The 20,283-nt window shown below is 73.0% G+C and carries 23 protein-coding genes; 9 read left to right on the plus strand and 14 right to left on the minus strand.

From position 1 onward, the window contains the following. Positions 1 to 167 precede the first annotated feature (167 nt). The 3 genes from ACF07S_RS13805 to ACF07S_RS13815 all read left to right on the plus strand — a co-directional run bounded on the left by ACF07S_RS13805 (position 168) and on the right by ACF07S_RS13815 (position 2,505). Positions 168 to 1,391 (plus strand): cytochrome P450, encoded by a 1,224-nt coding sequence (locus ACF07S_RS13805; protein WP_391967089.1) that lies wholly within the window; start codon positions 168 to 170, stop codon positions 1,389 to 1,391. Positions 1,392 to 1,396: 5 nt separating this feature from the next. After that, positions 1,397 to 1,594 (plus strand): ferredoxin, encoded by a 198-nt coding sequence (locus ACF07S_RS13810; RefSeq protein WP_391967094.1) that lies wholly within the window; start codon positions 1,397 to 1,399, stop codon positions 1,592 to 1,594. Between the two features lie 113 nt (positions 1,595 to 1,707). Beyond that, on the plus strand, positions 1,708 to 2,505 hold the full coding sequence (locus ACF07S_RS13815; protein ID WP_391967088.1) for a hypothetical protein: 798 nt from the start codon (positions 1,708 to 1,710) through the stop codon (positions 2,503 to 2,505). 63 nt (positions 2,506 to 2,568) lie between these two features. Here ACF07S_RS13815 and ACF07S_RS13820 read toward each other — a convergent pair whose 3' ends face one another. Genes ACF07S_RS13820 through ACF07S_RS13840 form a run of 5 tightly spaced genes read right to left on the minus strand, consistent with a single transcriptional unit; the run spans position 2,569 to position 4,937 of the window. After that, positions 2,569 to 3,513 (minus strand): hypothetical protein, encoded by a 945-nt coding sequence (locus ACF07S_RS13820; protein ID WP_391967087.1) that lies wholly within the window; start codon positions 3,511 to 3,513, stop codon positions 2,569 to 2,571. Beyond that, complete coding sequence (locus ACF07S_RS13825; RefSeq protein WP_391974233.1) at positions 3,510 to 3,932, minus strand: hypothetical protein; 423 nt, start codon at positions 3,930 to 3,932, stop codon at positions 3,510 to 3,512. The genes ACF07S_RS13820 and ACF07S_RS13825 overlap by 4 nt, the downstream gene beginning before the upstream one ends. Then, entirely contained in the window at positions 3,932 to 4,351 is a 420-nt protein-coding gene (locus ACF07S_RS13830) for a hypothetical protein (protein WP_391967085.1), read from the minus strand. Before ACF07S_RS13830 ends, ACF07S_RS13825 begins: the two co-directional genes overlap by 1 nt. Further along, positions 4,342 to 4,686: a hypothetical protein gene (locus tag ACF07S_RS13835; RefSeq protein ID WP_391967084.1), complete on the minus strand. Its 345-nt coding sequence runs from the start codon at positions 4,684 to 4,686 to the stop codon at positions 4,342 to 4,344. Before ACF07S_RS13835 ends, ACF07S_RS13830 begins: the two co-directional genes overlap by 10 nt. Beyond that, on the minus strand, positions 4,686 to 4,937 hold the full coding sequence (locus tag ACF07S_RS13840) for an acyl carrier protein (protein WP_391967083.1): 252 nt from the start codon (positions 4,935 to 4,937) through the stop codon (positions 4,686 to 4,688). The genes ACF07S_RS13835 and ACF07S_RS13840 overlap by 1 nt, the downstream gene beginning before the upstream one ends. Before the next feature lie 231 nt (positions 4,938 to 5,168). Between ACF07S_RS13840 and ACF07S_RS13845 the strand changes: the two genes are divergently transcribed. The 3 genes from ACF07S_RS13845 (at position 5,169) to ACF07S_RS13855 (ending at position 8,343) form a co-directional block, all read left to right on the plus strand. After that, entirely contained in the window at positions 5,169 to 6,311 is a 1,143-nt protein-coding gene (locus tag ACF07S_RS13845) for a beta-ketoacyl-[acyl-carrier-protein] synthase family protein (protein WP_391967082.1), read from the plus strand. Then, the gene (locus ACF07S_RS13850) at positions 6,308 to 7,315 is read left to right on the plus strand and encodes a beta-ketoacyl synthase N-terminal-like domain-containing protein (protein ID WP_391974234.1); all 1,008 of its coding nucleotides are present in this window, start codon (positions 6,308 to 6,310) and stop codon (positions 7,313 to 7,315) included. Before ACF07S_RS13845 ends, ACF07S_RS13850 begins: the two co-directional genes overlap by 4 nt. A gap of 209 nt (positions 7,316 to 7,524) precedes the next feature. Beyond that, a complete protein-coding gene (locus tag ACF07S_RS13855; protein WP_391967080.1) occupies positions 7,525 to 8,343 on the plus strand; it encodes a hypothetical protein in 819 nt (272 codons plus the stop codon). Between the two features lie 228 nt (positions 8,344 to 8,571). Here ACF07S_RS13855 and ACF07S_RS13860 read toward each other — a convergent pair whose 3' ends face one another. The 4 genes from ACF07S_RS13860 to ACF07S_RS13875 form a co-directional block, all read right to left on the minus strand. Further along, on the minus strand, positions 8,572 to 9,351 hold the full coding sequence (locus ACF07S_RS13860) for a thioesterase II family protein (RefSeq protein WP_391967079.1): 780 nt from the start codon (positions 9,349 to 9,351) through the stop codon (positions 8,572 to 8,574). Between the two features lie 22 nt (positions 9,352 to 9,373). Then, on the minus strand, positions 9,374 to 9,592 hold the full coding sequence (locus tag ACF07S_RS13865; protein WP_391967078.1) for an MbtH family protein: 219 nt from the start codon (positions 9,590 to 9,592) through the stop codon (positions 9,374 to 9,376). Positions 9,593 to 9,648: 56 nt separating this feature from the next. Further along, entirely contained in the window at positions 9,649 to 9,939 is a 291-nt protein-coding gene (locus ACF07S_RS13870) for a LysR family transcriptional regulator (RefSeq protein WP_391967077.1), read from the minus strand. 929 nt (positions 9,940 to 10,868) lie between these two features. Continuing rightward, positions 10,869 to 11,600: a hypothetical protein gene (locus ACF07S_RS13875; RefSeq protein WP_391967076.1), complete on the minus strand. Its 732-nt coding sequence runs from the start codon at positions 11,598 to 11,600 to the stop codon at positions 10,869 to 10,871. Between the two features lie 378 nt (positions 11,601 to 11,978). On the opposite strand from ACF07S_RS13875, the gene ACF07S_RS13880 reads away from it, so the two are divergent. Genes ACF07S_RS13880 through ACF07S_RS13890 form a run of 3 tightly spaced genes read left to right on the plus strand, consistent with a single transcriptional unit; the run spans position 11,979 to position 15,207 of the window. Beyond that, positions 11,979 to 13,133 (plus strand): nucleotide disphospho-sugar-binding domain-containing protein, encoded by a 1,155-nt coding sequence (locus ACF07S_RS13880; protein WP_391974235.1) that lies wholly within the window; start codon positions 11,979 to 11,981, stop codon positions 13,131 to 13,133. Further along, the gene (locus tag ACF07S_RS13885) at positions 13,130 to 14,203 is read left to right on the plus strand and encodes an NAD-dependent epimerase/dehydratase family protein (protein WP_391974236.1); all 1,074 of its coding nucleotides are present in this window, start codon (positions 13,130 to 13,132) and stop codon (positions 14,201 to 14,203) included. The genes ACF07S_RS13880 and ACF07S_RS13885 overlap by 4 nt, the downstream gene beginning before the upstream one ends. Further along, entirely contained in the window at positions 14,200 to 15,207 is a 1,008-nt protein-coding gene (locus ACF07S_RS13890) for an aldo/keto reductase (RefSeq protein WP_391967073.1), read from the plus strand. Before ACF07S_RS13885 ends, ACF07S_RS13890 begins: the two co-directional genes overlap by 4 nt. A gap of 144 nt (positions 15,208 to 15,351) precedes the next feature. Here the strand turns inward: ACF07S_RS13890 and ACF07S_RS13895 are convergent, their stop codons facing one another. The 5 genes from ACF07S_RS13895 to ACF07S_RS13915 are packed head-to-tail and all read right to left on the minus strand — an operon-like array spanning position 15,352 to position 20,055. Continuing rightward, positions 15,352 to 16,584: a class I SAM-dependent methyltransferase gene (locus ACF07S_RS13895; RefSeq protein WP_391967072.1), complete on the minus strand. Its 1,233-nt coding sequence runs from the start codon at positions 16,582 to 16,584 to the stop codon at positions 15,352 to 15,354. A 46-nt stretch (positions 16,585 to 16,630) separates the two neighbouring features. Next, entirely contained in the window at positions 16,631 to 17,725 is a 1,095-nt protein-coding gene (locus ACF07S_RS13900; protein WP_391967071.1) for an HAD-IIIC family phosphatase, read from the minus strand. Positions 17,726 to 17,745: 20 nt separating this feature from the next. After that, positions 17,746 to 18,825, minus strand: a complete 1,080-nt coding sequence (locus ACF07S_RS13905; protein ID WP_391967093.1) for an acyl-CoA dehydrogenase family protein — start codon at positions 18,823 to 18,825, stop codon at positions 17,746 to 17,748. A gap of 46 nt (positions 18,826 to 18,871) precedes the next feature. Beyond that, positions 18,872 to 19,192: an acyl carrier protein gene (locus ACF07S_RS13910; RefSeq protein WP_391974237.1), complete on the minus strand. Its 321-nt coding sequence runs from the start codon at positions 19,190 to 19,192 to the stop codon at positions 18,872 to 18,874. After that, complete coding sequence (locus tag ACF07S_RS13915; RefSeq protein WP_391967069.1) at positions 19,189 to 20,055, minus strand: 3-hydroxyacyl-CoA dehydrogenase family protein; 867 nt, start codon at positions 20,053 to 20,055, stop codon at positions 19,189 to 19,191. Before ACF07S_RS13915 ends, ACF07S_RS13910 begins: the two co-directional genes overlap by 4 nt. Positions 20,056 to 20,283 lie beyond the last annotated feature (228 nt).

The raw sequence follows: 20,283 nt of genomic DNA on the forward strand, positions 1-20,283 counted from the left end.
CTGTCGCGGGCCGGTGCAATTTCCGGAAACGACCCCGCTCACCGGCAATTCAGTTCCTTCGGACCGACCCGTCTGCAGCTAGCGGCAAACGGGTCCGGCAAGCGCCGGAAGCTCCTTAGGATCGGCCCGCAAGAAATGACCTCAGCTTCAGATTTAGGGGTAACGTCATGACCGACGCCGAGACGAAGATGGCGAAGTGCCCGGTCGCCCCGCACGGCTGGCCCAACCCGCTGCTGCCGGAGTACGACCAACTGCCGGAAGGCCGGCCGCTGACGCAGGTCACCATGCCGTCGGGCAGCAAGGCGTGGCTGGTCGCACGGCACGACCAGATCCAGCGCCTGCTGGCCGACAACCGCTTCAGCGTCGAGCCGCACCCCACGTTCCCGATCCGGTTCCCCGCGCCGCAGGAACTGCTCGACATGATCGCCCGCGACGCCAAGAACCTGCTGGTGACCATGGACCCGCCGCGCCACACGCGGGTCCGCCAGATGGCGCTGCCGGACTTCACCATCAAGGCCGCCGAGAAGCTGCGCCCGCGCATCCAGGAGCTGATCGACTACTACCTGGACAAGATGGAGGCCGAGGGCGCCCCCGCCGACCTGGTCCAGGCGCTGGCGCTGCCCCTGCCCGCCCAGGTCATCTGCGAGCTGTCCGGCATCCCCGAGGCCGACCGGGACACCTTCACCCGCAACGCGGTGATCATGGTGGGCACCCGCCACTCGTACACCATGGAGCAGAAGCTCGCGGCCAACGAGGAGCTGATGAAGTACTTCGCGGCCCTCGTCACCGAGAAGCAGCAGAACCCCACCGACGACATGCTCGGCAACTTCATCGCCCGGGCCGGCAAGACCGACGAGTTCGACCACCACGGTCTGACCCTGATGACCAAGATGCTGCTGCTCGCGGGCTACGAGTTCATCGTGAACCGGATCGCGCTGGGCATCCAGGCGCTGGTGGAGCACCCCGAGCAGCTCGCGGCGCTGCGGGCCGACATGCCCCGCCTGATGCCCAAGACCGTGGACGAGGTGCTGCGTTACTACAGCCTCGTGGACGAGATCATCGCCCGTGTCGCGCTGGAGGACGTCGAGATCGACGGCGTCACCATCAAGGCGGGCGAGGGCATCCTGGTCCTCAAGGGCCTGGGCGACCGCGACCCGGCCAAGTACGCCGACCCGGACGTCTTCGACATCCACCGCGACGCCCGCGACCACCTGGCCTTCGGCTACGGCGTCCACCAGTGCCTCGGCCAGCACGTCGCCCGCCTCATGCTGGAGATGTCCCTCACCAGCCTGGTCGAGCGCTTCCCGGAGCTGCACCTGGTGGAGGGCGACGAGCCGATCGAACTCGTCGACGGGCTGCCGCCGGTGCACAAGCTGACGATCGGCTGGTGACGTCCATGAAGGTCCACGCCGAGCGCGACCGCTGCATCGGGGCCGGGCTGTGCACGCTGCACGCCCCGTCCGTCTTCGACCAGGAGGACGACGGGATGGTGGTCGTGCTGAACGCGACGCCCACCGGCGCCGACGCCGACGACGCCCGCAAGGTCGCCGAGCACCTCTGCCCGGGCAAGGCCGTGCACATCACCGGCGGCTGACCCCGCTCCCCCGTCCCCGGGCCGCGGGTCCGGTGCCCCGTCGACGCGACGAGGGCGCCGGGCCCGCGGTCGTTTCCCCGTGTTCCCGCCCCCGTACTGGAGTGGACAGCCCCATGACACAGCTCAGCGGATGGAAAGTACTCAGCCCCGGCCGGGGCGGCGACCTGGTGCTCGCCGTCGACTTCGCCACCACGGGCCGGTCCGACTCGGCGTTCTCCGACCTCGCCCCGCGCCTCGACCCGGCGTTCGCCGTGTGGGAGACCCGGCAGCCGCCCGGCACCGCCGCCCTGCCCGCCGAGGACTACCTCGCCCTGTGGGACGGCGCGGCGGCGGCCGACGGCCGTCCGGTGCGGGCCGTGCTCGGCTACTGCGCCGGCAGCGTGTTCGCCGGTGAGCTCGCCGCCCGGGTCGCGGCCCGGCAGGGCGAGGCGCCCCACCTGGTGCTGTTCGAGCCGGAGGTGCCGGACACGGCCGGCCTGTACCGGGACTTCGCCGCGATGATGGGCCAGTTCGCCTCGGTCCTGACCGCCGGGGAGGTGACCGCCGCCCAGCAGGAGGCGGACGCGGCCCGGGCCGGCGCGGCGGACTTCGGCGCGTACGGCGACGTCCTGGTGCGGATCTTCGTGGAGCGGGCGGGCGCGGCGTTCACCCGCGAGGAGCTGGACACCGAGCTGCTGGACGAGTTCGTCGCGGTGTTCCGGTCGTACGTCTCCTACCTGGACGCCGCCCGCCGCATCGACCCGGCCGCCGCCTGGCGCACCGGGACCGCGGTGAGCTCCCGTACGCCCTCGCGGGCGGCGGCGCTGGCGGGGCGGACCGTCGACGTCGACGTCGCCCACGGCGACATGCTGCGCGACGGACGGGTCGCCGAGGCGGTCAACGGGATCATCGGCTCCCACGTGGCGTCCTGAGGCCGACGGCGGACCGGCCCCCCGCCTCGCGGGCGGGGGGCCGGTCCGGTGTCCGCCGCCCGGTCAGGAGGCGGCGGTCATCGCGCGGTCGACGCGCTCCCGCGGCCGGCTGGAGCCGACCAGGGCACCGACCGTCATCACGCACCGGTCGCCGTCCCAGGTCTGCCCGGACACGAACACGTTGTTCGCCATCAGCCGGTCGATGCGCGACACATGGCGCAGGACGGCGCCGGGGCGCACCTCGCCGAAGAAGCGGCAGTCGCGGAAGGACGCGGCCACGGGCACGCCCTCGGCGGTGCCGGTGGACAGCCACAGCAGCACCGAGGCCTGTCCGAAGGACTCCAGCATCAGGCACCGGGGGTACATGTACCGCGACAGGGGCAGCCCGTCGGCCATCCCCTGGTAGCAGGGCTCGGAACCGGAGACCGCCTTGGCCACGGTGATCACGCGGCCGGGGTCGAGGGACTCGACCCGGTCCACCAGGAGCATGGGGTGGCGCACCGGCAGCAGGTCCAGGATGCCGGTGTAGTCGGGTCCGGGCGGCCCGCCGGTCGCGGGGGGCGCCGGGTCCGCCGGCGGCCGCCCGGCGAGGACGGCGTCACGGTCGCCGAGCGTCACCTTCACCGCCGCGACGGGTGTGCCGTCCCGGCGGGTGCCGTCGGCGGTCACCCGCCAGCGTCCCGGGCCGGCGGGCGTCACCGTGACGTCCAGGCGGATCTCGTCGCCGCCGTGCATCGGCGCCAGCCAGCGCCCCGACCGCACCTCGAGCAGGTTCAGCGGCTCGACCGCGCCGACGAGGGTGGTCACCGACTGGCGCAGCGCCTCCAGGACGAACACGGCCGGCAGCAGCGTCAGTCCGGGGAAGTGCCCCGCCATGTACGGGTCCTCGGGGTCCACGGTCTTGTACAGCGCGAGCCTCGCCCCGGGCCCCTCGGACAGCACCTCCATCCGGTCCACCGCGCGCAGCGGTGCCGCGTAGGTGCGCCGCGCGGAGGCAGCGCCGGTCATACGAACCACACCTGGTCGTACTCGGGCCAGCGCAGCGCCAGTTCGGCCTGGCCGACGCAGACGGTCCCGGCGACGAGCCGCTCCGGCGGGAATCCCAGCGCGGTCACCGCCTCCCGGTCCACGTAGACGGTGAAGCCCTCGGCGATCAGGTCGCGCACGGAGCCGCGGTAGTCCGGCAGCGTGTCCAGCGTCATCGTGCCGAGCCGCACCGACGGCCGGTAGACGTCCTCCTCGACGGCCATGGTCACCGCCGCGCCGCGCAGCGCCACGTCCACCCGCTCGAACTGGCCGTGCAGGTCCAGCAGTCCGTACAGGGCGTGGAAGAACTGCACCTCGACCGCGCCCCGGTAGGCGCGGTCCAGGACGCACAGCACGGGCGGGCCGAGGCCGGTGCGAGCGGTGGTGGTGCTGCTGCTCATCAGGCCCCTCCGAGATAGAGCGTCTGCCGGGCACCGGCGATGGTCGTCGCCAGCCGCAGCGGGGAGCGGTGCCGTACCTGCGGTACGTGGTGCACGGCGCCGCGCTCCTCGGTGCAGGCGGTGCAGGCGATCCAGCCGAAGCGGCCCTCGCCGTCGGCAATCATCCGCTGTACGACGGCCGACGGGGACGGGTAATGGCCCTGCGGGTCACGCGTGTTGGGCAGCTTGGTGTCCCCGAAGGTGTCCTGGGTCATCATGTTGGCGTAGCCGCACGCCCAGACCCGTACCGAACCTCCCCGGTCGAGCACCGCCTGCGACAGGCGCAGCGCCGAGGTGACCACGTCGCCGGAGTGCGGGGCCGCGGTGAGGATCAGCAGCAGGTCCCACATCCGGCGTTCCATGCCCGCCATCAGTGCCACACCCCCCGGCAGCCGTCCTCCGTCAGCGCGGCGGCGGCGACGTCCATGCCGGCGAGCCTGACGTGCGGCGACAGGGTGGTGGCGGACAGCGCGCGCTGCGCCGCCGAGAAGTCGTCCACGAGGATCTCGGCCCCGGCCCCGGCCAGCCGCCGGATCTCGGGCACGCCGGTGCCGACGGCGGTCAGCACGCCGTCCTCGACGAGGAGGACCCGTACCCGGTGGCCGGCCTCGGCGAGCACCGCGGCGTCCCGCAGGAAGGCTTCCGCGCCGGGGCCCGCCCAGTTCCCCTTGCTCTCGACCAGGAAGTAGCCGGGGTCCGCCGCCCGCCCGGTCATCAACCGCCCAGCTTCCGGTTCAGCAGAGCGAGGATGTCGGGGAACCTGCGGACCGTGCCGAGCTCCTCCTCGGGGATCCTGATCCCGTAGCGCTGCTCCAGCGTGACCGCGAGCTCCAGGGCCACGACGGAGTCGACCCCCAGTTCCTCGATGAGGAGGACGTCGTCGGTCAGCGTCGCCAGTTCGACATCCAGCGTGTCCGCCACCAGCTCGCGAAGTTCCGATACGTCCAGCGTGGTTTCGGCACTCACTGGAATTCCCTTTCCTCGGGCCGCTCGCGCGTTTTCCTGAATACTGAATTGTGTTTCGCCGACGGATGCTAGGCCAGCGCGCCGTAAGGTGACGAGGCACCCGGCTGATCACTGCAGGTACTTGCAAGCGGCGCGGGCCGGGAATGGCGGTGAATGCATGCTGAATGCCATCGGCCATTGTGCCGTGCCATCGGGGAAAGAACGGACAGCGAGGCGGGTACTCAGGTGACGGTGGTGGTCACGGGACTGGGCGCGGTGAGCTGCTTCGGCAGCGGCACCGCCGCCCTGTGGGAGGGGCTGCTGGGCGCGAGCCGGCGGCCGGATCCCGCGCCGGACGTCTGCGGCCTGCCGGCCCGCCCGCACCTGTACGCGGTGCCGGAGGGCGTGGTGCCCGAGGACGGCACCGGGCGGACCGGCGCGCTGCTGACGGCCGCCGTCGCCGAGGCCGTCACGGAGGCCGGGCTCACCCCCGCGGACCTGCTCGACGCCGGGCTGACCGTGGGCACCTCGCTGGGCGACATCGACCTGGCGGAACGCGCCGCGGGCACGGAGCCGGCCGCCGCGCCCGCCACCCACCGCGTCGCCGCCGCGCTCGCCGCCCGGTTCGGCACCGGCGGCCCCGGCCAGACCCTCTCCACCGCCTGCTCCGCGGGCGCCTACGCGGTCGGCTGGGGCGCGGAGCTGATCGGGACGGGCCAGGCGGACATCGTCGTCGCGTGCGGCGGGGACGCCTTCTCCCGCGTCGCGGTCGGCACGCTGCAACGGTTCGGGCTGCTGGACGGCGAGTGCTGCCGCCCCTTCGACGCCGGCCGCGCGGGCATGGTCACCGGCGAGGGTGCCGCCGCCCTGGTGCTGGAGTCCGCCGAGTCCGCCCGGCGGCGCGGCAGGACGCCACTGGCCGAGCTCGCCGGACACGGCTGGAGCTGCGACGCCCACCATCCGATGGCGCCGGAACCCTCCGGCGAACAGCTGCGCCGCTCCGCCGCCCGGGCGCTCGCCGGGATCGACGGCGCTCCGGGCGCCGCCGTGCTGCACCGCGCCGGTGTGGCGCTGAACGACGCCGTGGAGGCCACCGCGATCAGCGAGGCGGTGACCGCGGCCGGCGGGACGGGCGGCGAGGTGCTCGGCTACGCGCCGAAGGCCGTCATGGGGCACACGGCGGGCGCGGCGGGGGTGTTCGGCTGCGTGATCGCGGCGCTCGTCCTGCGCCACCGCCTGGTCCCGCCCAACGCCCACGTCACCACCCCGGACCCGGACTGCCCGCTGACGGTCCCCCTGGACGGACCGGCCCCGCTCCCCCGCCCCACGGTCCTGGTGAGCGGCACCGGTTTCGGCGGCAACAACGCCGTACTGACCTGGCGGGCCGCCGCGTGAGCGTGCTGATCACCGGTGTCGGCGCCGTCGCCGAGGAACCGCGTCCGGGCGGCGGCGAACCGTGGTTCGACCCGGCCGCCCACCTCGGCCGCCGGGGCTGGAAGTACCTCACCCCGGCCACCCGCTACCTGCTGGCGGCCGGCAACGAGGCGCTCGGCAGGCGCCACGACGACCCGCCGCTCACCGGCGCCGCCGCCGAGCGGTTCGGTGTCGTCACCGGCACCCAGTACGCGATCACCCGCGTCCACCGCCGGATGAACTCCGTCCTGAGCACCGAGGGCGTCCACGGGATCAGTCCCGCCGAGGTCCCGGGCTTCTCCATGAACACGCCCGGCAGCCAGCTGGCCATCAGCACCGGCGCCCGCGCCTTCTCGGTCACGCTCACCAACCCGGTGACCGCGGGTCTGGAGGCCGTGCAGTTCGCGGTGACCGCGCTGCGGGGCGGCCGCGCGGACACGGTGGTGGCCGCCGCGGCCGACCAGGCCCCGGAGGACCACGGCGCCCGCGGCGAGTACGACGCCGCCGCGGCCGTCGTCCTGACGGTGGGGGGGCACGCTCCCGGCCCGGCAGGCGCCGCCCGCCCCCTCGCCAGGGTCACCGGCGGGCTCTCCCGGTTCCTCCCTCCGGGGCCCGCCGGTGACCGGGATCCCGCGGCCCTCGCCGCGACCGCCGCCCGCGTCGCCGCCCTGGCCCACGACGCCGCCATGACCCCCGGCGCGGACGGCGTGCGCCTGGCCGTCGGCGCGCCGGCCGCCGCCGCGCCGCTCGCGGCAGCGGTCCGCGACGCCGTGGCGAAGGTCCTGGCCGGCGACGGGATCCCGGTACGGGACCCGGCCGGCGACGGGACCCGGCGGGCACGGCACTGCGCGGCCTCGGGCCTGCTGGACCTGATCGGGCTGGTCCGCGCGGGCGAACCCGCCCTGCTGGTGTCCCTCTCCGAACTCGGGCATCTCACCGCAATAGGAGTCAACGGCGCCGGTGCCGTTGGTCCAGAATTCATCTGAGGGGCGGATATCCGCAGATGCACCGGGACGCTTTGACCCGTCCACCGACCCCCGGATAGCGTGCCGATATGACAGTAAGGGCAGAACAGCCGACCGACCGATTGTCCAGGTTCCGCCGAATCGGCGGCCTGGGGGCAGCGATAGCGGTAACACCGTACCTGCTCATCAAAATCGTCTGGACTTTCGGTTTCTTCATTCCGACCGAGGAAATGGGCGGCGCCGACTGGCGCGCGATCAACGCGGCGACCGCGTTCCTCGCCGCGGTCGGCATCGTGCTGGCGATGGCGTTCTCCCGGCCCTGGGGCGAACGCCTGCCCGCGTGGCTGGTGGCGCTGCCCGTGTGGGTGGGCACCGGTCTGCTGGTGCCCATGCTGCTGCTGGCACCGGTGCTCGGACCGGCCGCCATGACCCGCGACCAGGACGCCGGCTCCCCGGACTTCTGGATCTACGAACAGATCCTCGTGATGATCTCGCTGGTCGGCGTCGGTGTCGGTCTGCCCGTCGCCCTCGCGGGCTACGCCAGGGCACGCTGGCCGGAGGCCCTGGGCGGCCCGCTGACGTTCGACGAACCGGTGGGCGGCACCCGCGAGTTGCAGGTGACACTGGCCAGGCTGGTCGCGGTCGGCTGCGTCCTGCTGGCCGGCGTCAAGATCTTCTGGGCGGCGGGCGGCACCCTCGGCCTGGAGGCGGACCAGCTGGACCGCCGGGACCTGTGGTGGCACATGCTGTCGCTGAGCACGGCCGCCTGGGCGCTCGCCGGGGCCTGGGGCATCCTCGTCCTGACCGCCCGCCGGGGCACCCGCGGGTTCCTCCCGCCGATGGCCGCCGCGTGGGTGTCCTCGGGCATGCTCTTCGCCTACAGCGTCTACAACCTGCTCACCCTCACGGACATGCAGCAGCCCTCCCCCGAACTCCCCATCGCGGGAGCCCTGGCACGGGACGTCAGCGCGGTCCTCGGCGTGATGATGGGCATGATCCTGCTGCTGGTCCTGCACGACCGCAGGCGAGCCCTGCGCACCGCGGCCTGACCCGCGCCGCCGGCGCCCCGCGCCCCGCACCCTCTGCCCACCTGCCCCTCCACCGGGGCCGGCTGCCTCCGCCGCGGAGGCGGCCGCCCGTTCGCGCGCCCGGGGCACCACGGCCCGGCCCGCGCCGAACGGCCGGACGAACGGAAACCGCCGTGTGACTCCCCGCCCCGCGACGCGGGAGGAGGAGTCACACGGCGGTGCCGTACGAGGCGCTGCCGCGCACCCGGTTCAGGGGGCGGCCGGCCGGGCGGCCCCGGGGACCGGCAGCACGCACCACTGCGGCAGCGTGGACCACACGTCGGGCGTGTAGAAGTGCCCGCCGGGCAGTTCGACGGCCTGGAAGGCACCGTCCGTCAGGGTCCGCCAGTGCCGCTCGACGTCGGCGAAGGGCGCGGTGTCCTCCGTCCCGTACAGCACCCTCAGCGGTACCGACACCCGTGTGCCCGGCACGTAGCGGTAGGACTCCGACACGGCGAGGTCCGCGCGGAGCAGATCCACCGCGATCTTGACCAGCTCCGGTTCGGCCGCGATCGCCGGGGAGACCTGCCCCAGGTCACGCATCCACCGCACCAGGGCGTCCGCGCTGTCGTCCGAGCGCGGCACGACGTCACCGGGCACCTCCCGGCGCTTGGGCGGCGCCACACCGCCCGACACCACGAGCGCCTCGGGCGGTGCGACGCCCAGCCGCTCGAGTTCCGCCGCGGTCTCGAAGGCCACCCAGGACCCCATGCTGTGACCGAACAGGAGGTAGGGACGCCCGGTGAGGCCGCGCACGGCACGCACCACGTCGTCCCGCAGATCCGTCCAGTCACGGGCGAACGGCGTGCCGAACCGCGCCTCCCGCCCGGGATAGCAGATCAGCGCCAGTTCCACGTCGTCCGGCAGGGCGTTCACCCACTGCCGGAACGGTGCGGTGCCGCCGCCGCAGTAGCTCAGGCACACCAGTACCCGCTCGGCGTCCGGCCGCGGCCGTGGCCGGTGCACGGCGGCGCCGCCACCCCTCTGCACGATCGTCGCCCTCCCCACCGGCCTACTGGGCGCCTTCCATCTGGCGGACCAGGCTGAGCGGGCGCATGTCGGTCCAGTTCTCGTTGACGTAGTCGAGGCAGGCCTGCCGGCTGTCCTCGGGGTGCGCCTCCGTCCAGCCCGCCGGTACCTCGGCGAACGCCGGCCACAGCGAGTGCTGGCCCTCGTCGTTGACCAGCACGCGGTACCGGGCGTCGTTGTCCTCGAAGGGATTGGTGCTCATCGTCCACTCTCCAAGCGGTTCGCTTTACGTTCCCTGAACGGCGATGTCAGGCGGTGTCAGGCGCTGCGCTCCAGGTCCCGGCCCGCGCCGGACCGCGCTCCGTGCACGTCCCGCATGCTGTCGATCAGCAGCAGCACGGCACGCACCGACGGCAGGATCATCCGCCCGTCCCCCGTCAACCGGGCACCACTGGGATGCCGGGTGAACAATTTGAATCCGAGGGACTGCTCGAGACGCTGGACCTGGTAGGTGATCGCGGGCTGGGAATAACCCAGCCTTCTCGCCGCGACATCCATGCGTCCGGTTTCCGCGATCAGCACGAAAGCCCGGAACTCGCGCTCATGCATCCTGCCCCCATCTGTGGTCATAGGAACGGCAGAAACCGACCACAAACCCGCCGCACCATCACGCTACAGACCCCCGCCTCAGCCGCCCCGGCCCTTTCCTGAACCTGCACGGACGCCGCACCCGGCACCTCCCGGCACCTCCCGGCACCTCCCGTCGCCGTCCGCGACGACGGCGGGGAGTCCCCCCGGCCGCTCCGGACGGGAGCCGCGCCCCTCGGACCGGTCGGTCCCGGGGCTGGGTCCCGCGCGTCGCCCCGGCGCCCTCCCCGGGTGCGAGCCCGATCAACGACGGCGACGAGCGGGCCGACGCCCGGCGCCTCCCCCTCTTCGCGGAGGGCTGGGTACGGGGCACCGCCCCGGCGGGCCCGGGCCGTACGCCCGTGCTCGCCCTGCACCATCCGGACTCCGCCCTCACCTGCGTCGAAATCGACGACCGCGGCGCGCCGCTGCCGGTCGACGAGGCCGGCGCGGACCTGATCGACCGGGTCGAGGCGTCCTGGCCCCGGCCCGGGTTCACACCGGCCGACGACGGGGCCGGACGTGGCGGAGCCCGGGAGTCGTATCCAGCTCCCGGGCCCCTGGGGATGCCACCCAATTGCGCACGCCGGCGGCGTTTAAGAGGACGGATCAGTCGTCAAGCCGTCGTGTTCTTCCTTTGAACTACCGCGCCGTGCAAGAGGCGCAGGCGAGAGTCGAACTCGCATCCGACGGCGTGGGTCCGTCCCCGGTCGGTCCGGCGATCGGCGGCGATGCTGAGACTGGAGCGAGAGTCTGAGATTGACACGGCCCTTTCGGCGGGCCGCTCTTCAGGCTGAACCTCAGTGTCAGCTTGCGCTCCGTACGCGGGCCGGTCCTCAGTTCCGGCCCGCGTGGTTGCGCACCCCCGCGCTCGCACGCGGGGGCGATCGTGGGGGCTACCCGTGCCGGCGTCAGCCGAACAGGTAGCCGAACACCGCGTCGCCGACCCGCCGGTCGGTGACCTCGGCACCGTTGGCCTCCTCGCGGGCGAACTTGACCGCCTGCTGGAGCTTCTCGACCCGGTCCACCAGCTCGTTCACCCGCCGCGCCGGAAGGGCGCCGGAGAACTTCACGGTGGTCCAGTACCCGATGGGCACGTCCTCGTAGTACACCTCGACCTGCGCCGGGTGCTTGTCCGTCGCCTCCGCCTTGACGTGGTTGCGCGGGACCTTCTTCGTGCGGATGGTGCGCACCGGGTCCGTCTTCCACCAGTCCGTGGACGGGTCGTGGGACCAGGACTCGGCGGCGTCCAGGGTGGGCAGCTTCTTGACGAAGGTGTGGAGTTCGGCGAGCTGCTTCTCCAGGAAGAGCAGGTAGCCGACCGGCACGTCCGCGACGACGGTCCGCCCGTCGACGGTGACGTCCGCGCGGGCCGCGCAGTTCGCCCAGTCCTTCGTGGCGGTCACGTCGAACAGCCGGGTCAGGGACACCGACATCTCCCGCAGCACGTCCTCGGCCTGCACCTGCACCCGCGTGGACTCGGGCGGCAGCTGCTCGCCCTCCTCGTCCTTCGGCTGGTACGTGCGCGAGATGCCGGACAGCAGCGCGGGCTTCTGCACCTTGGCGTGCGCGGCGTTGATGTCCTGGAGCGACTTGCTCTTGACACCCTTCTCGACAGCGATGATCTGATTCAGCTTCGCCACGTGGCTCCCCCTTCGAACACCAGGAAACCTACCGTTCGTACGCCCTGGAGTCCGCTGGTTTTTTTCTCCGCCCGGCCGGACGCGCCGGCATACCGCGGATCAGCCGTGGACCGCTGCCCCGGCGGTCCGGGCGTCCACCGGAACGGGCTGGGCACAGCCGGGCGCATCCGGGCGACAGCGCGTCAACTGCCTTGTCAGAGAAGGCTTTTGATTCACGCGGAGAGGGCCGGGGATCATCCGGCGGCGAAGGTGGTCGCTGATACGTCAGGTTGCGCCTGCGCCGGACCGCACCACCCTGGCACACTCCGCCCGTGGTCCACCCCGTCACCGACAGCACGCGTTCCCGCACCGTTCACCGACGCCAGACTGGAGACGCACATGCGGGTTCTCTTCACCACCGCGCCTCTGGCCGGTCATCTGCTTCCCCTCGTCCCCGTGGCCTGGGCCCTGCGAGCCGCCGGTCACGACGTGCTCCTGACGACCCGGCGGAACGCCGTTCCCATGGCCCTGCGGTCGGGCCTGCCCGCCGTCTCGTGCGGTCCGGCCGCCGAGTTCACGGACCTGGTCGACGGCGAACCGCCGCCGGACGTCATGAGCCCGCCGCACGACAGGGGCGGACAGCGCCACGCGCACGGCCGCGTGCTGGCACGCATGGCGGGCGGAAGCCTGGCGGGGATCGGGAGAATCGCCCGGGCGTGGCGCCCCGATCTGATCGTCAGTGAACGCGCCGAGTCCGCCGGGCCGCTGACCGCCGCCGCCCTCGGCATTCCCTGGGTGCGGTACCACTGGTCGGTCTCCGAGCTGCGCGAGTACCGCCACGCCGCCGACGCCGAACTCGCCCCCGAACTGGACCGGCTCGGCATCCCCGGACCACCGGAGCCGGCCCTCGTCCTCGACCCGTGGCCGGCGGGTCTGCGCGCGGCCCACGCCGTCGGCCACCACGGTGTCCGGCATGTCGCGGCCAACGGTGACGCGGCGCTGCCGGACTGGCTGTTCGAACGGCGCGGCAGACCCCGGATCTGCGTGACGCTCGGCACCCTCCTGCCCCGCTACGGGGCGACCGGAGCGCCCGGCCGCATCACCGGCCTGATCGACGAACTGGCGCGACTGAAGGCCGAGTTGCTGATCGCGGTGGACGACGACGTCGTCGCCGGCTGGCCGCCGCTGCCCTCCGCCGTACGGCACGCCGGGCGGCTGCCGCTGGCCGATGTGCTGCCCACCTGCGACGCGGTGGTGACGCACGGCGGGCAGGGAACGGCGCTGACCGCGGTCGCCGCAGGCCTGCCACAGGTGGTCGTGCCGCACCTGGACGACCAGTTCGACAACGCCGAGGCCCTGTCCGCGGCGGGCGCCGCCGTGCTCGTCCCGCCGTCGGACGCCACGCCCGCGGCCGTGTCGGCGGGCTGCGCCGAACTGCTCGGAAACCCCGCGTACGCGAAGGCGACGGCCCGGCTCGCCGACGACATGGCGCTGATGCCGGCACCCGCGGACGCCGTCGCCCTGCTGGAACGCATCGGAGGAGGTACGCGGTGAGGACCGACCTCGAACCGCTCAACCGCTCGAACGACCCGCGCGGACCGCTCATCGCCGTGCTCGGGGCGTCCGGCTACATCGGGTCCGCCGTGGTCGGCGAACTCGCCCGTCTCCCGGTACGGGTGCGGGCGGTGACGCGCGGCACCGGACCGCTCCGGGCGGACGCGGCAGCCGGTGCCGCCGACATCACGGTGTGCCGGGTGGATCCGGCCCGGCCGGGTGCGGTCGGCGAAGCCGTCGACGGCGCGGACGCGGTGATCCACCTCGCCGCCGAGATCGGCGGGGCGCAGTCGTGGAGGTCGGCCGCGCAGGGGTCGCAGGACGTGGCCGCCGCCCTGATGCGGGACGTCGTCGGGGCACTGGGCGGCGGCGCGGGAACACCGCCGGCGCTGGTCTTCGCCAGCACCGTGCAGGCCGCGGCGACGGGCGGTACCGGGCCGGGGCCGTACGCGCGCCAGAAGATCGCCGCCGAGCGGGTGCTGGCGCGGGCCACGTCCGAGGGGACGGTCCGCGGCGCAGTGCTGCGGCTCGCCACCGTCTTCGGCCGGAGCACGCCGGCGGGTTCCGTCGGGCGGGGCGTGCTCACCGCGATGACCCGGCGGGCGATCGACGGTGAGCCCCTCACGATGTGGCACGACGGCTCGGTCGAGCGAGACTTCCTCCACGTGCAGGACGCGGCCCGGGCGTTCGTCGCCGCGCTGCCGCGGGTGGACGCGGCGCGCGGCGGCGGGCCGTGGGACGTCGGCACCGGCACCACGGCGCGGCTCGGCGACGTCTTCTCCGACGTGGCCGCGCTGGTCGCCGAGCACACCGGACGGGCGCCGGTCCCGGTCGTCTCCGTGGCCCCTCCGGAGTACGCCGACACGGGCGACTTCCACAGCCCGCGCTGCGACCCCTCCGCCTTCCGCTCGGTGACGGGCTGGCGCCCCCGGGTGCCGCTGCGCGAGGGGCTGGACGATCTGGTGACGGCGATGACGGCCACCACGGCCACCACGACAACGGCCACGACGGCCACGACGGCCACGGCTACGACGACAACAGCGCGATCGAAGGACGGGAGCCGGCAGTGAGCGAGAAACGCGGGCAGGGACGGTACACCCGGCTGGGGCGCAGCGCGACGCTGGTGAGCCGGCTGTGGCTGGGCACGGTGAACTTCAGCGGGCGGGTCCCGGACTCCGCGGCCATCCGCCTCATGGACGAGGCCCTCGACCGGGGCATCAACTGCGTGGACACCGCCGACATCTACGGCTGGCGCATCCACAAGGGGCACACCGAGGAACTGCTGGGGCGGTGGCTGGCCCGCAGCGGCGTACCGCGCGAGGACATCGTGATCGCCACGAAGGTGGGCGAGGAGATGAGCCGGCGGGTCAACGACGGCGGTCTGTCGGCCCGGCACATCATCTCCTCCTGCGAGCAGTCGCTGCGGCGGATGAAGCTGGACTACATCGACCTGTACCAGATGCACCGGGTGGACCAGTCCGCGCCGTGGGACGAGATCTGGCAGGCGATGGACCAGCTGGTGGCCTCCGGGAAGGTCCGGTACGTGGGCTCGTCGAACTTCGCCGGCTGGAACATCACCGCCGCGCAGGAGTGCGCGATGCGCCGGCAGTCGTTCGGGCTGGTGGCCGAGCAGTGCCTGTACAACCTGGCCGTGCGCCACGCCGAGCTGGAACTGCTGCCCGCCGCCCGCGCCTACGGCCTCGGCGTGTTCGCCTGGTCGCCGCTGCACGGGGGTCTGCTCAGCGGGGTGCTGCGCAAGCTCGCGGCGGGTACGGCGGTGAAGTCGGCGCAGGGACGGGCCCAGCGTCTGCTGCCGGAGGTGCGGCCCGCGATCGAGGCGTACGAGCGGTTCTGCGAGAAGATCGGCGAGGATCCCGCCGTGGTCGGACTGTCGTGGGTGCTGTCCCGGCCCGGCATCAGCGGTGCGGTGATCGGGCCGCGCACCACACAGCATCTGGACTCCGCCCTGCGCGCCCTCGACCTCGTCCTGGACGACGCCGAGCTGGCCGCCCTGGACGCCATCTTCCCGGCCGTGGGCAACGGCAAGGAGGCCCCGGAGGCCTGGATCGCCTGAGAGCCGGCCGCCCGGGTGGCCCCGGGCGGCCCGGGCGGTCACGCGAACGACCAGCCGCCCCGCCCCACGAACGAGGGGGCGGGGCGGTCAGGTGCGGCGGGCCGACGGGAACCGTGCGGGAGGGGGCGTGGCCCCCTCCCGCTGCTACACGACCTCGAGCCGCGGCAGCGGGAAGACCAGTCTGCCGCCGTTGTCCAGGAACTGCTGCTCGCGCTCGATGAAGCCGTCGCGGTAGATCCACGGCAGGACCAGCAGCTGGTCGGGTTTCCGGGCCTTCGCGTCCTCCTCCGAGACGATGGGGATGCCCGTGCCCGGTGTGAAGCGGCCCGCCTTCTCGGCGCTGACCTCGCCGATGCAGGTCAGGTCCGCCTCGGTGATCCCGCAGTACTGCAGGATCACGTTGCCCTTGGTGGAGGCGCCGTATCCCAGCGTGAGCAGGCCGGCCTCACGGGAGGCGGCGAGGAACTCGCGCAGGGCGTCCCGCTGACCGCGGGCGCGCCGGGCGAACGCCTCGAAGGGCGCCATCGTGTCGAGCCCGAGTTCGCTCTCCCGGGCGCGGATCCGGGCCAGGCCCGCCTCGTCCCGGCGGTGGCGGGTGCCGTTCCTGGCCAGGATCGCGCAGAGGCTGCCGCCGTACACGTCGGTGAGTTCGGCACGGATCACGGTCAGGCCGACCCGCTCCGCCATCCACTCGATCTGCCGCAGCGCGTAGTACTCCAGGTGCTCGTGGCAGACGACGTCGTAGGCGTCGGCCTCCAGCATGGCGGGCAGATAGCTCTGTTCCAGAAGCCAGATCCCGTCCTCGGTGAGGATGTCGCGCACGTCCCGCATGAAGCCCATCGGGTCCGGCAGGTCGTAGAACATCGCGATGGAGGTGACGACCTTGGCGCGCCGCGCCCCGAACCGGTTCACGAAGGTCTCGCGGGAGAAGTAGTCGGCGATCAGCTCGGCGTTCGGCGGGTACAGCTCCCGGAACTTCGCGCCGGTGGGGTCGATGCCGACCAGCTGGGGGCCGTCGGCGGGATAGCAGCGCAGCAGCGTCGCGTCGTTGCTGCCGATGTCGACGACCAGGTCGCCGGGTCCGGGGTCGGCCAGTTCACGGACGGCGGCGACCTTGCCGCGCAGGTGGTTGATCATGAAGGGCCGGATGCCGGACCGGTATCCGTAGCCCTCGCCGTACATCAGACCGGGGTCCGGGGTGTGCCGCAGCTGCACCAGACCGCAGCCGGCGGGCGAGCACTTGACGAGTTCCAGCGGGATCGAGGGGACGACCTCGTCGCGGCGCGTCGGGAACACCCCGGTGAGCGCCTGTTCTCCCAGGTCCAGTACGGGCAGCAGCTCCCTGTTGGCGCAGATGCGGCACGCGGTGACGATCATCGGGGTCCTTTCGGGGCGCTCGGTGGTGGCGGCGTGCGGCGTCGGCTCAGGGGCGCGCCAGTTCCGGAGCCTCCAGCCGGAGGGTGTCGGCGGCGGGCTGCGGGGAGGGCACGAGGTGCAGCGGGCTGATGCCGGCGGTGCGTTCCAGGGCGGCCTGGCAGGGGCAGGTCTCGTCGGTGAAGCCGGCGAAGCGGTAGGCCACTTCCATCATCCGGTTGCGTTCGGTGGGGCGGAAGTCGGCGTTCAGATGGACTCCCCCGCGGTGCGCCTGATCGGTGAGCCAGCGCAGGATCGCCGCGCCGGCGCCGAGTGACACCACCCGGCAGGAGGTGGCGAGCAGCTTGATCCGCCAGCTGTCGGGGCGGCGCTGGAGCAGGACGACGCCGACCGCGCCGTAGGGGCCGAAGCGGTCGCTGAGGGTGACGACGAGCACCTCGTGCCCGGGGTCGTCGATCAGGGCCCGTAGGTCGTCCTCGGAGTAGTGGACGCCGGTGGCGTTCATCTGGCTGGTGCGCAGGGTGAGTTCCTCGGCCCGGGACAGCTGCTGCGGGGTGGCGCGGCCGATCCGCATCCTGATGTCCAGCGACCGCAGGAAGTCCGCGTCCGGCCCGGTGAACTCGGCCCGCTCGGCGTCGCGCTGGAACGACGCCTGGTACATCGACCGGCGGCGCCGCGAGTCGACGGTGACGGTGGCCGGGGTGAACTCCGGGCGGGCCGCGAGGTGCAGGGCCTGCTCGGCGTCGTAGACCCGGACCTCGGGCAGGGTGTGGGTGACCTCGGCCCGCTCGACCGGATGGTCGTCGATGAACGCCATGGTGGTGAGGGCGAAGTTGAGCCGTTCGGCGATGGAGCGGACGGACGCCGACTTGGGGCCCCAGCCGATCCGCGGGAGGACGAAGTACTCCGCGATGCCGAGCCGTTCGAGTTGTTCCCAGGCGTGGTCGTGGTCGTTCTTGCTGGCCACGGAGTGGAGGATGCCGCGCGCGTCGAGTTCGGCGAGCGTGTCGCGCAGGCCCGGCAGCAGCCGGACCTCGCCGTCCTCCAGGAGCGTGCCCTGCCACAGGGTGTTGTCGAGGTCCCAGACCAGACACTTGACGGTGGGCTCGGTGGTGTTCGTGGTCGTGGTGTCGTCACGGCGCATGGTGTCCCCTCCCTGAGACGTCATCGCACGGTCGCCACCGCGTGCTGGGCCAGGATGAGTTCGCAGATCTCATTGCTTCCCTCGATGATCTCCATGAGCTTGGCGTCGCGGTGGGCCCGTGCCACCACATGTCCGTCGTGGGCGCCGGCGGAGGCCAGCACCTGCACGGCCCGTGCCGAGCCCGCCGCGGCGCCGGTGGCGGCGACGTGCTTGGCGAGGACGGCCGCGGTGACCAGGTCGGGGCTGCCGCGGTCCCACAGGTCGCTGGCGTGCTCGCAGGCCCTGGCCGCGTTCTGCTCGGCGATCAGCAGTTCGGCGAGGTGCCGGGCGACGAGCTGGTGGTCCGCCAGCCGGGTGCCGAACTGCTTGCGGCCGGCGGCGTGCCGTACGGCGGCGGTCAGACAGCCCCGCAGGATGCCCACGCATCCCCAGGCCACGGACATCCGCCCGTAGGTCAGCGCCGTGGTGACGAGCAGGGCGGAGCTGCGGTCGACGCCCCGCAGCAGGGCGTCGGCCGGTACCCGGACTCCGTCCAGGCGGATGTCGGCGTGTCCCGCCGCCCGGCAGCCGTGCGCGTCGGTGATCCGCTCGATCCGTACGCCGGGCGCGGACGCGGGCACGACGACGGCGCCGACGCCGTCCTCGGTGCGGCCGAACACCACGAGCAGGTCGGCGTAGGCCGCGTTGGTCGTCCACACCTTGGCGCCGTCGACGACGATCTCGTCGCCGGACCGGGTGAGGCGGGTGGCCAGGGCGGACAGGTCGCTGCCCGCCTCCGCCTCGGTGAAGGCCACGGCGGCCAGTTCACCGCCGGTGAGCCGGGGGACGACGGCGGCCTGCTGTCCGGCGTCGCCGAGGCGGCGCAGTGTCCAGGCGGCCATGCCCTGGGAGGTCATGACGCTGCGCAACGAGCTGCACAGGGACCCCACATGGGCGGTGAGTGCCCCGTTGCGCCTGCTGGTGTAGCCGAGTCCGCCGTGCGCAACGGGCGCCTGCGCGCACAGCAGCCCCCGGGCCCCGAGCGCACGCAGCACGTCCCGCGGGATCTCCCCGGCCCGGTCCCATCCACCGGCACGATCACCGACCAGCTCGGTGAACAGCTCCTCGGCTTCCCGGGCCGGGCCGGAGGCGGCAGGGGCCGTCGTCTCACTCACCGGTGGATCCGGGGGCGGGCGCGGAGGCCCGCAGTTTGCTCACCAGGCGGACCATCGCTTCGACCGTGCGGAAGTTGTCGAGCATCAGGTCGGCGCCGCTGATGGCGATCTCATAGGTCTGTTCGAGGTGGACGACGAGTTGCATGGCGAACAGGGAGGACATGCCGCCGACGGCGAACAGGTCCTGGTCGGTCTCCCAGCGGGTGCGGGTGCGCTCCGCGAGGAAATCGAGCAGCTCGGCGGCGACGTCCTCGTCGCTCGGTGCCGGGCCCGCGGTGTGCACGGCGTCCGTCCGGCCGGAGGGCGTGGTCATCGTATGGCCTCCTCGTAATCGTAGAATCCCCGGCCGCTCTTGCGGCCGAGGTGGCCCTGCCGGACCTTGGCCAGGAGCAGTTCGCTCGGGCGGAAGGCCGCGTCGCCCGTCCTGTCGTGCAGCACCCGCAGCGAGTCGGCGAGGTTGTCCAGGCCGATCAGGTCGGCGGTGGCGAGCGGCCCGGTGCGGTGGCCGATGCAGTCGCGCATGAGCGCGTCCACCGTCTCGGGGGTGGCGCGGCCCTCCCGTACCAGCTCGATCGCGTCGTTGATCATCCGGTGCAGCAGCCGGCTGGTGACGAACCCGGGCCCGTCGCCGACGACGATGCCCCGGCGGCCGAGACCGGCCAGGAGCGTGTGCACGGTCGCCGCCGCGGCCTCCCCGGTGCGCGGCCCGAGGATCACCTCGACGGTCGGGATGAGGTACGCCGGGTTCATGAAGTGCACCCCCACCAGGTCCTCGGGGTGCGGCACGGCGCCGGCCAGCTCCTCGATGGGAACGCCGGAGGTGTTGCTGACCAGCAGCGTGCCGGGGCCCGTCGCGGCGGCCAGGCCGGCCAGCACCGCCGCCTTCTCCTTCGGGTCCTCCGTGACCGCCTCGATCACCGCGGACGCTCCCGCCGCGGCGTCCTGCGTGCCGGCCACGGTGAGCGGGCCCGTGGGCCGGCCTTCGGGCAGCGCGTTCATCATCCGCGCGGTGCGCAGCTGGAGCCGGACCCGGTCGGGGGCCTCGTCGCGCGCCCGCGGTGAGCTGTCGATCAATGTCACCGGATGTCCGTGACCGACGGCGAGCGCCGCGACGGCCGTGCCCATCACACCCGCCCCCACCACGGCGAGCGGCTCATCCGAATTGTTGTCGGACACCGAAACCCTCCAGTTCCCGGACGCTGTTTCTCAGAAATCCACGGCGGATTTCGAGATTATCTCCCGCACCGGGCACGCGAACCACGGACCTAACGGGACTCTGTCAGATGGAGCCCGCCGAGGCCCGCCCCGGCCGCAATTCGCCGAACTATGTCATCTCGGTCTTGTGCTTTCCCGTCCCCGCGTCCTAGATTCCGCCGGCCAGCTGCCGCCGACATTTCCGGGGTT

Source organism: Streptomyces sp. NPDC016640, assembly GCF_043076215.1.
Lineage (GTDB): Bacteria > Actinomycetota > Actinomycetes > Streptomycetales > Streptomycetaceae > Streptomyces.

What these genes read in the sequence shown, in the direction of transcription:
- ACF07S_RS13855 (WP_391967080.1), top strand. Translation starts at nt 7,525, where the DNA reads ATGGGCGGCGCCGACTGGCGCGCGATCAACGCGGCGACCGCGTTCCTC.
- ACF07S_RS13865 (WP_391967078.1), bottom strand. Translation starts at nt 9,592, where the DNA reads ATGAGCACCAATCCCTTCGAGGACAACGACGCCCGGTACCGCGTGCTG.
- ACF07S_RS13805 (WP_391967089.1), top strand. Translation starts at nt 168, where the DNA reads ATGACCGACGCCGAGACGAAGATGGCGAAGTGCCCGGTCGCCCCGCAC.
- ACF07S_RS13810 (WP_391967094.1), top strand. Translation starts at nt 1,397, where the DNA reads ATGAAGGTCCACGCCGAGCGCGACCGCTGCATCGGGGCCGGGCTGTGC.
- ACF07S_RS13910 (WP_391974237.1), bottom strand. Translation starts at nt 19,192, where the DNA reads ATGACCACGCCCTCCGGCCGGACGGACGCCGTGCACACCGCGGGCCCG.
- ACF07S_RS13880 (WP_391974235.1), top strand. Translation starts at nt 11,979, where the DNA reads ATGCGGGTTCTCTTCACCACCGCGCCTCTGGCCGGTCATCTGCTTCCC.
- ACF07S_RS13820 (WP_391967087.1), bottom strand. Translation starts at nt 3,513, where the DNA reads ATGACCGGCGCTGCCTCCGCGCGGCGCACCTACGCGGCACCGCTGCGC.
- ACF07S_RS13900 (WP_391967071.1), bottom strand. Translation starts at nt 17,725, where the DNA reads ATGCGCCGTGACGACACCACGACCACGAACACCACCGAGCCCACCGTC.
- ACF07S_RS13825 (WP_391974233.1), bottom strand. Translation starts at nt 3,932, where the DNA reads ATGAGCAGCAGCACCACCACCGCTCGCACCGGCCTCGGCCCGCCCGTG.
- ACF07S_RS13870 (WP_391967077.1), bottom strand. Translation starts at nt 9,939, where the DNA reads ATGCATGAGCGCGAGTTCCGGGCTTTCGTGCTGATCGCGGAAACCGGA.
- ACF07S_RS13815 (WP_391967088.1), top strand. Translation starts at nt 1,708, where the DNA reads ATGACACAGCTCAGCGGATGGAAAGTACTCAGCCCCGGCCGGGGCGGC.
- ACF07S_RS13835 (WP_391967084.1), bottom strand. Translation starts at nt 4,686, where the DNA reads ATGACCGGGCGGGCGGCGGACCCCGGCTACTTCCTGGTCGAGAGCAAG.
- ACF07S_RS13895 (WP_391967072.1), bottom strand. Translation starts at nt 16,584, where the DNA reads ATGATCGTCACCGCGTGCCGCATCTGCGCCAACAGGGAGCTGCTGCCC.